This window comes from Bacillus sp. 3G2, assembly GCF_044324725.1.
GTDB classification, from domain to species: domain Bacteria; phylum Bacillota; class Bacilli; order Bacillales; family Bacillaceae_G; genus Bacillus_A; species Bacillus_A mobilis.
On the sequence record NZ_CP172246.1, the window covers coordinates 1,496,696 to 1,511,119 of the forward strand.

A 14,424-nucleotide genomic window follows, 5' to 3' on the forward strand; every position below is an offset into this window, starting at 1 on the left:
CGTTGAGAAATATTCTGGAATGCAAATCCCTTCTTGCACAAAGAAGGGTTTTTTACATAATAAACAGAAGCAAGTTGAAAGGATGAAAGTATATGCCGAAACCAGTAATAGCAATAGTAGGCCGCCCGAACGTAGGAAAATCTACTATTTTCAATAGAATTGTTGGAGAAAGAGTTTCAATCGTAGAAGATATACCAGGTATAACGCGAGACCGTATTTATAGTGCGGGAGAATGGTTAAATCATGAGTTTAACATTATTGACACAGGTGGAATTGATATAGGAGACGAGCCGTTCTTGACACAAATTCGTCAACAAGCGGAAGTAGCGATTGATGAAGCAGATGTTATCATTTTTATGACGAATGGTCGCGATGGTGTAACTGCAGCAGATGAAGAAGTTGCTAAAATTTTATATCGTTCTAAAAAACCAATTGTACTTGCGGTAAATAAGGTTGATAATCCAGAAATGCGTAGTGATATTTATGATTTTTATGCATTAGGATTTGGCGAGCCATTCCCGATTTCAGGTACACACGGTTTAGGACTTGGTGATTTGTTAGATGAAGCTGCAAATCATTTTCCAAAGATTGAAGAAGAAGCGTACGACGATGAAACAATCCGTTTCTCTTTAATTGGACGTCCAAATGTAGGGAAATCATCACTTGTAAATGCACTTCTTGGTCAAGAACGTGTAATTGTAAGTAATATAGCGGGAACGACACGTGATGCTGTTGATACGCCATATAGTAAAGATGGTCAAGATTATGTAATCATCGATACAGCTGGTATGCGTAAAAAAGGGAAAGTATACGAAAGCACAGAAAAGTATAGTGTACTTCGTGCACTTAGAGCGATTGAACGTTCTGACGTTGTTTTAGTCGTTTTAGACGGAGAAGAAGGAATTATTGAACAGGATAAAAAAATTGCTGGATATGCTCATGATTCAGGACGTGCTGTTATTATCGTCGTAAACAAATGGGATGCAGTGAAAAAAGATGAAAAAACAATGAAAGCATTTGAAGAAAACATCCGTGCTCATTTCCAATTTTTGGAGTACGCACCGATTGTATTCTTATCTGCAAAAACGAAAAAACGTACACAAACATTATTACCAGTTATTAATGAAGTAAATGAAAGCCATAGCATTCGTATTCAAACGAACGTATTAAATGATGTAATTATGGATGCGGTAGCGATGAATCCAACGCCAACTCATAATGGTAGCCGTCTGAAAATCTTCTATGCGACACAGGTTGCGGTAAAACCACCAACATTTGTTATATTTGTAAACGATACAGAGTTAATGCACTTCTCATATGAGCGCTTCTTAAAGAATCGTTTACGTGAAGCGTTCGGTTTTGTAGGAACGCCGATTCACATTATCGCTAGAGCAAGAGACTAATGGAGAGGATGTGATTTTATGACAAAAATCACAGTAGTAGGAGCAGGTAGCTGGGGAACAGCGTTAGCGATGGTATTGGCTGACAATGGACATGATGTACGAATTTGGGGCAATCGATCTGAACTTATGGATGAGATTAATACGAAACATGAGAATAGTCGATACCTTCCAGGAATTACATTGCCAAGCACAATCGTAGCCTACTCTTCTTTAGAAGAAGCATTAGTAGATGTAAATGTAGTACTTCTTGTAGTGCCAACGAAAGCGTATAGAGAAGTATTGCAAGATATGAAGAAATATGTAGCGGGTCCGATTACTTGGGTTCATGCAAGTAAAGGAATTGAACCTGGTACGTCAAAACGTATTTCGGAAGTGATTGAGGAAGAAATTCCGGAGAACTTGATTAAAGACGTTGTTGTGCTGTCTGGACCGAGTCATGCTGAAGAAGTCGGTTTACGTCAAGAGACGACGGTTACGTCTGCAGCAAAGCGTATGGAAGCGGCTGAGGAAGTACAAGACTTGTTTATGAATAGCTACTTCCGTGTATACACAAATCCAGATATCGTTGGAGTTGAGCTTGGTGGTGCGTTAAAAAATATTATCGCATTAGCTGCGGGAATAACTGATGGTCTTGGATTAGGTGATAATGCGAAAGCAGCATTAATGACACGTGGTTTAACAGAGATTGCTCGTTTAGGTAGAAAAATGGGCGGAAATCCGTTAACGTTTGCTGGTCTAACTGGAATGGGAGACTTAATCGTAACTTGTACAAGCGTTCATAGCCGAAATTGGCGCGCTGGAAATATGCTTGGAAAAGGGCACTCTTTAGAAGAAGTGTTAGAAAGTATGGGTATGGTTGTAGAAGGTGTGAGAACAACGAAAGCTGCTCACGAATTAGCTGAGAAAATGGAAGTTGAAATGCCGATTACAGCTGCTTTATATGATGTGCTATTCAATGGGAATAATGTGAAAGATGCAGTAGGCTCATTGATGGGGCGTGTTCGAAAACATGAAGTGGAAGCTATACCAGACTTACTTTAAAGAAAAGCGACAGAAGTACATTTGTACTTCTGTCGCTTTTTATTTTTTTGGGTATTTTCACCATTTTTTTATTTTTGCATAGGATGAAGAGTAACTTGAGGAGAGGGTGAAAAGAATGGATAATAATATTTTTAATAACATTGAAAAAGAAGCGAAAGTGAATAAAGAAGATATTTTTAAATTAGCATCATCTGTGCAAAACGCGAATTTACGTGATGAGACTGTGCTTCGTCAATTGATTCATCAAGTGGCTCTTATGGCAGGACGTGAAGTGCCGAAAGAACAAGAGGATCAAATTGTAAAAGCGATCATTAACAATAATATGCCCGCTGATTTTGGTTCGTTAAGCAAAATGTTTAAAAAATAAAATATATGAGAAACAAAGAGTTTGTAGATTGCATATGATAGCCATGAAAGTATGGGAATAGAGCTGTTTTGGGCATATTTGGTCAACCGAAGCGAGAGATACACTCGCTTCGGTTTTATTTTTATCTAGATTAGTGGAAGATGCGAAAAAACCTGTTGATTAAAGTTATATATTCGTAATTTGTAGTAAAATATTCTTTTTGTATTTGTTTAAAGATTTTAATTTGTTAAAATAGTATAAAAATAGATTAATAAAAAGGGGTGTGTATATGTCAGAAGGGCTTTTAAAAATGTGGTTTGCTTTAGGGGCAATTGGATTTATGTTTTTTGCAGTAAGTTTTATTTTATTAAGTAGATACAAAATAAAGAATAAATTTTTGAAAGGGATTACAGCATTAGTAGCGTACACCCTTATGATTGTGTCAGGAATTGTTATTTTTCTTGTTGTATTTAGTGGACCTGTACAGCAGTAAAGGGGATGGTCTCGAAAATGCTACATACGGAGCAAGTTATATTAGTATGAAAAGGTGATTGCTAGTGAAAAAAGTCCATATTATTTTAATATTTTGTTGTATGAGCCTTTTAACAGGGTGTCTGTATCCGAAAGAAAATATGAGACAAAATGCTGTTCCTTATGAAGATCAACTACAGGTTGTTCAAAAAGCGGTAGCGACATTTAAGGAGCAAAATGATGGGATATTGCCAATTAAGACGCGGGATATGAGTACGCCTATTTATCAAAAGTATCCAATCGATTTTCAAAAGATTGCGCCGCGTTACATACAAGAAGCGCCGGGAAATGCGTATGAAAGTGGAGGAGTGTACCAATACGTATTAATAGACGCTGAAACAAACCCGACAGTAAAGTTAATTGATGTTAGGATGGCTGAACAAATCCAGGAATTAGCATTAAAGCTTAGGATGTATCGGGATGAACATCAATATCCACCTTTTAAAAAGGTAATTTCAGATGGTGTGTATGAATTAGATTTCAAAAAACTAGGATATAAAGATGTGCCACAAGTGACAAGTCCATATTCTGGTAAGGGGCTTCCTTTTGTAATCAATGAAAAGGGAGAAATTTATGTTGATTATCGAATCGACTTATATGAAGCGTTGAAAAAAAATGAAGGTCAATTTAAGGAGGGGGAAGATATTCGGAATATACTTTCGAACGATTCTCCATTTGTACCAGCGTATTCTTTACCGTATACGGTAAAGAATGGAGAACCAATTTTTTTAAAATCATAAGTCATGAACCTTTCTTTTAGTGAATAAGTTCTAGAAGAAAGGTTTTTTATGTTACACAACTTGCGATGCAAACAAAAGGTATTTTTTAATAGTCATATGAAATTGGACAAAATTATATGATATATTGTCCGAACTTCTAGAATACCATTATATTATATCAGATATTATAGGCAACGTTAGAGAAGGTATTAGTTGACTATAAACGTGGAATTATTCCCAAAAATATTGAGGGAGGGAATCACTTGGAAAAGGTAGATATTTTTAAAGATATTGCGGAACGCACAGGCGGTGATATTTATTTTGGAGTTGTAGGAGCTGTTCGAACAGGGAAATCAACATTCATTAAAAAATTTATGGAACTTGTAGTTATTCCTAATATTGAGAATGAGTCTGACCGTCAAAGGGCGCAGGATGAACTGCCTCAAAGTGCTGCTGGTCGTACAATCATGACGACGGAACCGAAGTTTGTTCCAAACCAAGCGGTTTCTATCGAAGTAGATGAAGGTCTTGAAGTAAATATTCGATTAGTAGATTGCGTCGGATATACGGTTCCAGGAGCAAAAGGCTATGAAGATGAGAATGGCCCGCGCATGATTAATACTCCTTGGTATGAAGAGCCTATTCCATTCCATGAAGCTGCAGAAATCGGCACACGTAAAGTAATTCAAGAGCACTCAACGATTGGTGTTGTAATTACAACAGATGGAACGATTGGTGAAATTCCAAGAAGAGATTATATAGAGGCAGAAGAACGCGTAGTAAATGAGTTAAAAGAAGTCGGAAAACCTTTCATTATGATCATCAACACTGTACAGCCGTATCATCCAGATACAGAGCAATTGCGCCAAAGTTTATCTGAAGAATATGATATCCCAGTCATTGCGATGAGTGTAGAGAGTTTAAGGGAAACAGATGTGTATAATGTGCTTCGAGAAGCGTTATTTGAGTTCCCGGTTTTAGAAGTGAATGTTAACCTTCCGAGCTGGGTGATGGTGCTAAATGAAGGGCATTGGTTACGCCAAAGCTATCAAGAAGCTGTTCAAGAGACTGTAAAGGATATAAAACGTCTTCGTGATGTGGACCGCGTCGTTTGGCAGTTTAGTCAGTATGAATTTATTGATCGAGCGAGCCTAGCTGGCATTGATATGGGGCAAGGCGTAGCAGAGATTGATTTATATGCACCAGATGAATTATATGATCAAATTTTAAAAGAAGTAGTAGGAGTGGAAATTAGAGGGAAAGATCATTTATTGAAGCTTATGCTCGATTTATCTCATGCGAAGGTAGAATACGATCAAGTAGCGGATGCCCTGCGTATGGTAAAGCAAACAGGATATGGTGTAGCAGCGCCTGCGCTAGCTGACATGAGCTTAGATGAGCCAGAAATTATTCGTCACGGTTCAAGGTTTGGTGTGAAATTAAAAGCTGTAGCGCCATCTATTCATATGATTAAAGTAGATGTGGAGTCAACGTTTGAGCCAATCATTGGTACTGAAAAGCAAAGTGAAGAATTAGTTCGTTATTTAATGCAGGATTTTGAAGATGATCCATTATCAATTTGGAATTCTGATATATTCGGACGTTCGCTTAGCTCTATTGTTCGAGAAGGCATTCAAGCGAAACTATCTTTAATGCCAGAAAATGCGAGATATAAATTAAAAGAAACGCTAGAAAGAATTATTAATGAAGGATCTGGCGGATTAATTGCGATTATATTATAAGAAAAAATCCCTCTCATCGTAGAGGGATTTTTTTGATTTTCACGTATAGAAATAGAAAAATAAACAGTCATTATCTAATATATTGTTGTAAATTGTCAAGTTTCATCAGATTTTCACATTTTAAGAGTAACAATTTCCTTAAAAATATTGAATTATAAAGGAGAATCGTATAATATAGGCGTTGATAATGATTTATCTACATCTTTGTAGTATAGAATTTGCAAAAATTGCCTACAAATGAAAGTAAGACTCATTTTATGATCATTATACAGTCTTATCTTTGGGAGGAGGTGAATGGCATGAACAAGACAGATTTAATCAATGCTGTTGCAGAAGCAAGTTCCCTTTCTAAAAAGGACGCAACAAAAGCAGTAGACGCTGTTTTTGATTCTATCTTAGAAGCTTTAAAACAAGGTGATAAAGTACAACTGATCGGATTCGGTAACTTCGAAGTTCGTGAGCGTGCGGCTCGTAAAGGTCGTAACCCACAAACAGGTGAGGAGATTGAAATCGCTGCAAGTAAAGTACCTGCATTCAAACCTGGTAAAGCGTTAAAAGATGCGGTTAAATAATCCTTACATATTAACAGGGAAGAAGAGTTTCCTTTTTGGGAACTCTTCTTTTTGCTTTTAAAAACATAAATATGCTAGAATGTGTTCGTATCACTTTTAGGTTTTCGGGAGGGCTAGCGGATGGCAAAAGTTAATTTAGAACAAATTGAACATGCAGTACGCCTTATTTTAGAGGCGATCGGAGATGACCCAAATCGTGAGGGAGTGCTTGATACACCAAAGCGTGTTGCAAAAATGTACGCAGAAGTGTTCGCGGGAATGCATGAAGATCCGAAAGAACATTTGCATAAAGTGTTCGGAGAAGATCACGAGGAGCTTGTACTAGTAAAAGATATACCGTTTTATTCGATGTGTGAGCATCATTTAGTTCCATTCTATGGAGTTGCTCACGTTGCATATATTCCGCAAGGCGGAAAAGTGACAGGGTTAAGTAAATTAGCTCGTACTGTAGATACAATTGCACGTCGTCCACAACTGCAAGAACGTATTACATCAACAGTAGCGAACTCTATTATGGAAGTACTAGAGCCGCATGGTGTAATGGTAGTAGTAGAAGCGGAACATATGTGCATGACGATGCGCGGTGTGAAAAAGCCAGGCGCGAAAACAGTAACAACAGCAGTACGTGGTGTGCTAGAAAATGATGCTGCAGCACGTAGTGAAATTTTATCTTTTATTAAATCGAAGTAAAGAAAAGTAGGAAACTGCTTTTCTTTTTTTTTTATGTAAATAAATGATATAGTTTTAGCAAGGCAGAGTGAGAATAGAAAGACTACTAAAAAGAATGGAAGATGTTATTTCGTTCGGTGGAAGTTTGGAAAGAGTAGCCAAGTTTTGGTTATAGAAAATAGTATGTATGTGTTATAATAAGTTTTATGAATTAGAAAACAAGGGTGATTTTTGTGTGTGACATCTACGGAGGGTATGCGGGTATAAGAGAGAAATTGATGGAGAAATTACGCCATCCTTATTTTATAAACTATATTGAAGAACCATTTATTGATGAAGAGAAAATAGCATTGTTATATGGTGCTTTAAAAAGTGCAAATTTACATATAGAACAAATTGAGCATTATGTAGTAACGATTATGCTTGTGCAAATTGCACTTGATACACATGAAAGAGTATCAAATAAAGCAGGGGAAGAAGCAAATGAATCGCATAAACGTCGTCAGCTAACAGTACTTGCTGGTGATTACTATAGCGGGTTATATTATTACTTATTGTCTATGAATCGTGATATTGTTTTAATTCGTGCGCTTGCTGAAGGAATTAAAGAAATTAATGAACACAAAATAATGTTATATCAAAAAGCGCATGAAACGATGGATGACATAATGGAAAGTGTAGTTACGATCGAGTCTGCACTCTTGCAAAAAACATGTGATCATTTTCATTTATTGCATTGGAAGCCATTTATAACGTATGTACTAGGAAAAAACCGTCTTCAAAAAGAATGTGAACTGCATGCTGAAAAACAACATTCACCTGTTTTTCAAGCTGTTCAAGGGATTATGAAGGATCAAGCGGAGGTAGAAACAGTTATTAATGGATGGATGATGGAACTCAGAAAGAAAGAAAATCAATTTTTGGAAAACCACACAGATATAAGCGAAATAAACTCTGTGTTAAGAGATAAATCGAAGACATAAGCAATTTTACATTGGAAGAAGGTACGAGCATGCAACAATCAAAAGAAGAAAGAGTACATGATGTATTTGAGAAAATCTCTGATAAATACGATGTGATGAATTCTGTAATTAGTTTTCAAAGACATAAAGCGTGGCGTAAAGAGACGATGCGCATTATGGATGTAAAACCAGGTAGTAAAGCACTTGATGTTTGCTGCGGGACAGCGGACTGGACAATTGCGCTAGCTGGAGCAGTAGGTGAACAGGGCAAAGTTGTTGGTTTAGACTTCAGTGAAAATATGTTATCTGTCGGTAAACAAAAGGTCGAGGCGTTACAATTAAAACAAGTAGAACTACTTCACGGGAATGCAATGGAACTTCCATTTGAAGATAACACATTTGATTATGTAACGATTGGATTTGGTTTGCGTAACGTACCGGATTATTTGCACGTATTAAAAGAAATGACGCGTGTAGTAAAACCAGGTGGAAAAGTAATTTGTTTAGAAACATCTCAACCAACAATGATTGGTTTTCGACAAGGATATATTTTATACTTTAAATATATCATGCCGTTATTTGGAAAGTTATTTGCGAAAAGTTATAAAGAATATTCATGGCTGCAAGAATCTGCTAGTACATTCCCAGGTATGAAAGAATTGGCTAATATGTTTGAAAAAGCTGGACTTGAACGTGTACAAGTGAAGCCTTTTACTTTTGGGGTAGCAGCGATGCATTTAGGTATGAAACCAGAATCAAAATAGAAAAAAGAAGTTTTAGGTTAAGGTGAACAATATGAAGTTACAACTTATGTACTCTTTTTTACGATCGGATATTAATGTAATAGAAAAAGAATTAAAAAAGACAGTTGCTTCTGAACAGCCATTAGTAGAAGAGGCGGCATTACAACTTATTGAAGCTGGTGGGAAGCGAATTCGTCCTGTATTTGTGTTGCTTGCGGGAAAGTTTGGAGACTATAAGTTAGATGCAATTAAGCATGTAGCTGTTGCATTAGAACTTATTCATATGGCTTCTCTTGTTCATGATGATGTTATTGATGCTGCTTTTTTACGACGTGGTAGTGCGACTGTGAATGCGAAATGGGGAGATCGTATTGCAATGTATACAGGGGACTATCTATTTGCTAAGTCTCTTGAATGTATAACAAATATCGAAATTCCAGAGGCGCATCAGGCGCTATCGCATACCATTTTAGAAGTGTGTAAAGGTGAAATTGAACAAATTAAAGATAAATACAATTATGACCAAAATTTAAGAACGTATTTAAGAAGAATAAAGCGAAAAACAGCATTATTAATTGCTGCGAGTTGCCAACTAGGAGCAATTGCTGCTGGTGCTAATCGTGATACGGTAAGTCGTCTGTTTTGGTACGGATATTTCGTAGGGATGTCGTATCAAATTATTGATGACATTTTAGATTTCGTTTCCACAGAAGAGAAACTGGGCAAACCTGCTGGTGGTGATTTGTTACAAGGAAATATTACGCTTCCTGCTCTATACGCTATGGAAGATCCGATACTTCGCAAAAAAATCACATCTGTACATGAAAATACAACAGCGGATGAAATGAAAGAAATTATTGAGGCTGTAAAGAATAGTGCCGCTATTGATAAAGCATTTGCATTTAGTGAACGTTATTTACATAAAGCATTAGAAATTATAAAACCACTCCCACGTGGACAAGCGAAGTATGCATTACAAAATGTAGCAAAGTATATTGGAAAACGAAAATTTTAGTGTTTTTTCTAAAAAATAAAATAATCTCTCTATTTCAAAACTATTGCACAATTGTGATAAGGGTGTTAATATGTGTGTGGGGATATACAATTACATACATAATTCAGAAGTGGAGAGATTTTTTATGGAAAAAACATTTCTAATGGTAAAACCAGACGGTGTACAACGTGCCTTCATTGGGGAAATCGTAGCTCGTTTTGAGAAGAAGGGCTTTCAATTAGTTGGTGCAAAATTAATGCAAGTAACTCCGGAAATTGCTGGACAACACTATGCTGAGCACACAGAAAAACCTTTCTTTGGTGAATTAGTAGACTTTATTACATCTGGCCCTGTATTCGCAATGGTATGGCAAGGTGAAGGTGTAGTAGATACAGCTCGTAACATGATGGGTAAAACAAGACCACATGAAGCAGCTCCTGGAACAATTCGTGGAGATTTCGGTGTAACTGTTGCGAAAAATATTATCCATGGTTCTGATTCGTTAGAAAGTGCAGAGCGCGAGATTGCTATTTTCTTTAAAGAAGAAGAATTAGTTGACTACTCAAAATTAATGAATGAATGGATTTACTAATTATTTTGAAATAATTTGTAAACGCTTTAATCACTGTGATAATAGTAGAAAGTGCAAGGAGAATAGGGGTATTCTTCTTGCACTTTTTTTATTTCATTTAGTTACGAAGTTAGAGCGGTTATGATATATTGATATGTAAAGTAAAAGGCTTATCGGAGAATAAACGAATGGCTGATGTATTATATAATTTCTTTCATATTTTTAGAGTAATGAAGGATAATATTATTGCTTAATATAGCGAGATAAATACATATACGAAAAGAGGAATAACGTATGCGATATATTACAGCTGGTGAATCTCATGGTCCACAACTTACAACGATTATAGAAGGTGTACCAGCAGGTCTACCTTTAGTAGCAGATGATATAAATGAAGAACTAGCTAGAAGGCAAAAGGGTTATGGGCGTGGTAGACGCATGCAAATTGAAACAGATCAAGTGCAAATTGTAAGTGGTGTTAGGCATGGAGAGACATTAGGTTCTCCAATTGCACTGGTTGTTGAAAATCGTGATTTTGCACATTGGACAAAAATTATGGGCGCAGAGCCTTTAACGGAACAAGAAGAAAAAGAAATGAAAAGAAAAGTAACAAAGCCAAGACCTGGACATGCTGATTTAAATGGTGCGATTAAATATGGACATAGAGATATGAGAAATGTACTAGAACGTTCTTCAGCACGCGAAACGACAGTGCGTGTTGCTGCTGGTGCGGTTGCTAAAAAAGTATTAGCAGAACTTGGTATTACAGTGGCTGGTCATGTAATTGAAATTGGCGGTGTACAGGCTAAGGAAATTAAGTATCGGTCAATTGAAGAATTAAAAAGTATTACAGAATCATCACCTGTACGTTGCTTAGATGAAGATGCAGGTAACAAAATGATGAAAGCAATTGATGATGCGAAAGCAAATGGTGATTCAATCGGTGGAATCGTTGAAGTGATTGTGGAAGGAATGCCAATTGGGGTTGGTAGCTATGTGCATTATGACCGAAAACTGGATGCAAAATTAGCAGCTGCAATTATGAGCATTAATGCCTTCAAAGGTGTTGAGATTGGAATGGGTTTTGAAGCAGCGCATAGACCGGGAAGTGAAGTTCATGATGAAATTCTGTGGAATGAGGAGCATGGATATACACGAAGAACAAATAATGCAGGTGGATTAGAAGGTGGTATGACAACTGGAATGCCAATTGTTGTGCGCGGTGTGATGAAACCGATACCTACACTATATAAACCTCTTCAAAGTGTAGATATTGATACGAAAGAGCCTTTTACAGCGAGCATTGAGCGTTCTGATAGTTGCGCTGTTCCAGCAGCTAGTGTCGTTGCAGAAGCGGTTGTAGCTTGGGAATTAGCGACAGCTTTAATAGAACAATTCGGATTAGATCGTATGGACCTTATTCGTGAAAATATTGAGAAACATAATGAATATGCGAGGGGATTTTAATGGGAAACATACATATTCAAACGAAATCAAAAGAATATGATGTACACGTAGGAAAAGAATCATTGTCACATTTGAAAACAATCGTTCAAAATATGCAGCCATCTGTATCAAACGTTATGATCATTTCAGATGAAGTTGTTGCATCTTTCCATTTACAGAAAGTTATAGATGCATTGCAAATAGAGCAGAATGTATTTTCATTCGTTGTACCGAGTGGCGAGAAAGAGAAGTCTTTTGAAAACTTCTATGCGGCTCATACGTCAGCTCTTGAAAATAAATTAGATAGAAATTCTTTAATTATTGCACTTGGAGGCGGGATGATTGGAGATTTAGCTGGTTTTGTTGCTGCGTCGTTTATGCGTGGAATTCGCTTTATTCAAGTTCCAACGACTTTATTAGCTCACGATAGTGCAGTAGGTGGGAAAGTAGCGATCAATCATCCGTTAGGTAAAAATATGATAGGTGCATTCCATCAACCAGAAGGAGTTGTATATCATACGCCGTTTTTACAGTCTCTTCCTGAAAAAGAGTGGCGTTCAGGTTATGCAGAAGTGATAAAACATGCTCTTATTGGTGATGTAAAGCTGTATCATTGGTTAAAAGAAGAAGTGCAAACATTAGCGGATCTTCGTGATGAGAAGTTAATCCATATATTAACGAAGGCAATTCCTGTAAAGGCAAATATTGTAGCGCAAGATGAAACAGAAAAAGGTGTACGCGCTCATTTGAACTTTGGACATACGTTAGGCCATGCTCTTGAAAAAGAACTAGGATATGGAAATATTACTCACGGTGACGGAGTAGCGGTCGGTATGTTATTTGCCTTGTTTTTAAGTGAGCAAGTGTACAAGGTTGATCTTTCTTATGAAGAGATGAAGCAGTGGTTCTTGAAGTACGGATATCCAAAAATGCCAAGTGATTTGAATGTAGAGCGCCTTGTTCAATTGATGAAGCAGGATAAGAAAGCGAATGCTGGAGCAATTCATATGGTGCTAATGCAGGAATATGGGGTAGTGAATGTCGTATCTATTCCAGATGAGACTGTTCATATTGCGTTAGAGGCATTTCAAAAGGATATGGCTTAAGAAGTGTGAAGTGCTTGTTTAGAGGTATTCTCGTAATAGTGGCGGTTAAGATAAACGATTACAGTGTGGGATTACAACCGTATTGTAATCGAATTGAATAAAATGACTGGGGGAAGAAAAATGAGAGTGAAAGAGCAATTGTTAACTTTGAGAGCATATGTACCTGGGAAAAACATTGAAGAAGTAAAAAGGGAATATGGATTATCAAAAATTGTGAAATTAGCATCCAACGAAAATCCATTCGGTTGCTCAGCACGCGTAACAGAAGCATTAACTTCTTTAGCGAGTCAATATGCTCTTTATCCAGATGGATATGCATTTGAACTTCGGATAAAAGTAGCAGAGCAGTTAGGTGTCAAAGCAGAACAACTATTATTTGGTAGTGGATTAGATGAAGTTATTCAAATGATTAGCCGTGCATTACTACAAGAAGGAACAAATGTTGTAATGGCGAATCCAACATTCTCGCAATACCATCACCATGCTGTTATTGAAGGAGCAGAAGTTCGTGAAGTACCACTAAAAGATGGCGTTCATGATTTAGATGCGATGTTACAGCAAGTAGATGATAAAACAAAGATTGTATGGATTTGTAACCCGAATAATCCGACAGGTACATATGTAGAGAAACAAAACTTACTTTCATTTCTAGAATCAGTTCCTAAGTCAGCGCTCGTTATTATGGACGAAGCATACTATGAATATGCGGGAGCAGAAGACTATCCGCAAACATTACCACTTCTTGAAAAGTATGAAAATCTGATGGTTTTACGTACGTTCTCAAAAGCATATGGTTTAGCTGCATTCCGTATCGGGTATGCGGTTGGTAATGCGAAGTTAATCGGGCAGCTAGAAGTAGCAAGGCTACCATTTAATACATCGACTGTAGCGCAGGCTGTAGCACTCGCTGCATTAGAAGATCAAGCATTTTTACAAGAATGTGTGAAAAAGAATGAAGAAGGATTAAATCAATATTACGCATTTTGTAAGGAATATAATGTATTCTATTATCCATCTCAAACAAATTTCATTTTCTTAAAGCTCGGTATTCCTGGTAATGAGGCTTTCGAACGATTAATGAAGAAAGGCTACATTGTTCGTTCTGGTGCTGCATTTGGTATACATGATGGTATTCGTATTACTGTCGGTTTGAAAGAAGAAAATGATGAAATTATAGAATTATTGACAGAGCTTGTAAAAGAGCAAGTAAAGAAAGAAGAAACATACTCTTAAGAGTGTGCGAAGGCTCCTATTATAGGAGTCTTTTTATTTAAATAGTTCCGTGCACGGTTAAATCCTAAACATTAGAATAATGGGTCTTCCGCCTCGAATCATCTAAGTCAAAATGGATAAGAGGGTTCGAGGCGGCTATCTCGTATAACTGACGAGAGTACATCACAAGCCTATGGTGGTGGAAAAATCCTCTATCTCTAAGTAGATAAACATATAGTCTGCGCTCATGTGAAAACATGAGAAGTTCATAAGAGAACTGGCTAAGGAATTGCGCCCTTAGTTAAACGAGATAAATTTTATTGAATCTATCAAACTTCATTGAATATATCGAACGTATGCGCTATAT

15 protein-coding genes are annotated in these 14,424 nt (G+C 36.9%); all 15 read left to right on the forward strand.

What is annotated here, in order from left to right; all coding sequences use genetic code 11:
- Window positions 1–92: 92 nt before the first annotated feature.
- The 15 genes from der to hisC all read left to right on the forward strand — a co-directional run bounded on the left by der (window position 93) and on the right by hisC (window position 14,078).
- Complete coding sequence (gene der, locus ACHZK0_RS07690; protein ID WP_001125888.1) at window positions 93–1,403, forward strand: ribosome biogenesis GTPase Der; 1,311 nt, start codon at window positions 93–95, stop codon at window positions 1,401–1,403.
- Between the two features lie 18 nt (window positions 1,404–1,421).
- Window positions 1,422–2,444, forward strand: coding sequence for an NAD(P)H-dependent glycerol-3-phosphate dehydrogenase (locus tag ACHZK0_RS07695; RefSeq protein ID WP_000161774.1), 1,023 nt, complete (start codon window positions 1,422–1,424; stop codon window positions 2,442–2,444).
- Between the two features lie 115 nt (window positions 2,445–2,559).
- On the forward strand, window positions 2,560–2,811 hold the full coding sequence (locus ACHZK0_RS07700; RefSeq protein WP_000369753.1) for a stage VI sporulation protein F: 252 nt from the start codon (window positions 2,560–2,562) through the stop codon (window positions 2,809–2,811).
- Window positions 2,812–3,079: 268 nt separating this feature from the next.
- Window positions 3,080–3,283, forward strand: coding sequence for a DUF2768 domain-containing protein (locus tag ACHZK0_RS07705; protein ID WP_001289002.1), 204 nt, complete (start codon window positions 3,080–3,082; stop codon window positions 3,281–3,283).
- A gap of 64 nt (window positions 3,284–3,347) precedes the next feature.
- Entirely contained in the window at window positions 3,348–4,061 is a 714-nt protein-coding gene (locus tag ACHZK0_RS07710) for a hypothetical protein (protein WP_395761387.1), read from the forward strand.
- Between the two features lie 242 nt (window positions 4,062–4,303).
- Window positions 4,304–5,782: a stage IV sporulation protein A gene (spoIVA, locus tag ACHZK0_RS07715; protein WP_000416522.1), complete on the forward strand. Its 1,479-nt coding sequence runs from the start codon at window positions 4,304–4,306 to the stop codon at window positions 5,780–5,782.
- 299 nt (window positions 5,783–6,081) lie between these two features.
- Window positions 6,082–6,354: an HU family DNA-binding protein gene (locus ACHZK0_RS07720; protein WP_001043860.1), complete on the forward strand. Its 273-nt coding sequence runs from the start codon at window positions 6,082–6,084 to the stop codon at window positions 6,352–6,354.
- Between the two features lie 120 nt (window positions 6,355–6,474).
- Window positions 6,475–7,044: a GTP cyclohydrolase I FolE gene (folE, locus tag ACHZK0_RS07725; RefSeq protein ID WP_001151477.1), complete on the forward strand. Its 570-nt coding sequence runs from the start codon at window positions 6,475–6,477 to the stop codon at window positions 7,042–7,044.
- Between the two features lie 212 nt (window positions 7,045–7,256).
- The gene (locus tag ACHZK0_RS07730) at window positions 7,257–8,006 is read left to right on the forward strand and encodes a heptaprenyl diphosphate synthase component 1 (protein ID WP_262740716.1); all 750 of its coding nucleotides are present in this window, start codon (window positions 7,257–7,259) and stop codon (window positions 8,004–8,006) included.
- Between the two features lie 29 nt (window positions 8,007–8,035).
- On the forward strand, window positions 8,036–8,749 hold the full coding sequence (menG, locus tag ACHZK0_RS07735) for a 2-heptaprenyl-1,4-naphthoquinone methyltransferase (protein WP_262740715.1): 714 nt from the start codon (window positions 8,036–8,038) through the stop codon (window positions 8,747–8,749).
- 31 nt (window positions 8,750–8,780) lie between these two features.
- The gene (hepT, locus tag ACHZK0_RS07740) at window positions 8,781–9,743 is read left to right on the forward strand and encodes a heptaprenyl diphosphate synthase component II (protein WP_000776085.1); all 963 of its coding nucleotides are present in this window, start codon (window positions 8,781–8,783) and stop codon (window positions 9,741–9,743) included.
- Window positions 9,744–9,867: 124 nt separating this feature from the next.
- Complete coding sequence (gene ndk / locus ACHZK0_RS07745; RefSeq protein WP_000415885.1) at window positions 9,868–10,314, forward strand: nucleoside-diphosphate kinase; 447 nt, start codon at window positions 9,868–9,870, stop codon at window positions 10,312–10,314.
- A gap of 273 nt (window positions 10,315–10,587) precedes the next feature.
- Window positions 10,588–11,760 carry a chorismate synthase gene (aroC, locus tag ACHZK0_RS07750; RefSeq protein WP_270342137.1) on the forward strand — a complete coding sequence of 391 codons (1,173 nt, stop codon included), beginning with the start codon at window positions 10,588–10,590 and terminating at the stop codon, window positions 11,758–11,760.
- On the forward strand, window positions 11,760–12,845 hold the full coding sequence (gene aroB, locus ACHZK0_RS07755; protein ID WP_262740713.1) for a 3-dehydroquinate synthase: 1,086 nt from the start codon (window positions 11,760–11,762) through the stop codon (window positions 12,843–12,845). Before aroC ends, aroB begins: the two co-directional genes overlap by 1 nt.
- Window positions 12,846–12,965: 120 nt before the next feature.
- Window positions 12,966–14,078: a histidinol-phosphate transaminase gene (gene hisC / locus ACHZK0_RS07760; RefSeq protein ID WP_262740712.1), complete on the forward strand. Its 1,113-nt coding sequence runs from the start codon at window positions 12,966–12,968 to the stop codon at window positions 14,076–14,078.
- The last annotated feature ends 346 nt before the right edge of the window (window positions 14,079–14,424 follow it).

Excerpts from the sequence above, each read along its gene's own strand:
- aroC (WP_270342137.1), top strand. The coding sequence starts at position 10,588 with ATGCGATATATTACAGCTGGTGAATCTCATGGTCCACAACTTACAACG.
- ACHZK0_RS07700 (WP_000369753.1), top strand. The coding sequence starts at position 2,560 with ATGGATAATAATATTTTTAATAACATTGAAAAAGAAGCGAAAGTGAAT.
- der (WP_001125888.1), top strand. The coding sequence starts at position 93 with ATGCCGAAACCAGTAATAGCAATAGTAGGCCGCCCGAACGTAGGAAAA.
- folE (WP_001151477.1), top strand. The coding sequence starts at position 6,475 with ATGGCAAAAGTTAATTTAGAACAAATTGAACATGCAGTACGCCTTATT.
- ndk (WP_000415885.1), top strand. The coding sequence starts at position 9,868 with ATGGAAAAAACATTTCTAATGGTAAAACCAGACGGTGTACAACGTGCC.
- aroB (WP_262740713.1), top strand. The coding sequence starts at position 11,760 with ATGGGAAACATACATATTCAAACGAAATCAAAAGAATATGATGTACAC.
- ACHZK0_RS07705 (WP_001289002.1), top strand. The coding sequence starts at position 3,080 with ATGTCAGAAGGGCTTTTAAAAATGTGGTTTGCTTTAGGGGCAATTGGA.
- hepT (WP_000776085.1), top strand. The coding sequence starts at position 8,781 with ATGAAGTTACAACTTATGTACTCTTTTTTACGATCGGATATTAATGTA.
- ACHZK0_RS07720 (WP_001043860.1), top strand. The coding sequence starts at position 6,082 with ATGAACAAGACAGATTTAATCAATGCTGTTGCAGAAGCAAGTTCCCTT.
- hisC (WP_262740712.1), top strand. The coding sequence starts at position 12,966 with ATGAGAGTGAAAGAGCAATTGTTAACTTTGAGAGCATATGTACCTGGG.
- menG (WP_262740715.1), top strand. The coding sequence starts at position 8,036 with ATGCAACAATCAAAAGAAGAAAGAGTACATGATGTATTTGAGAAAATC.
- ACHZK0_RS07695 (WP_000161774.1), top strand. The coding sequence starts at position 1,422 with ATGACAAAAATCACAGTAGTAGGAGCAGGTAGCTGGGGAACAGCGTTA.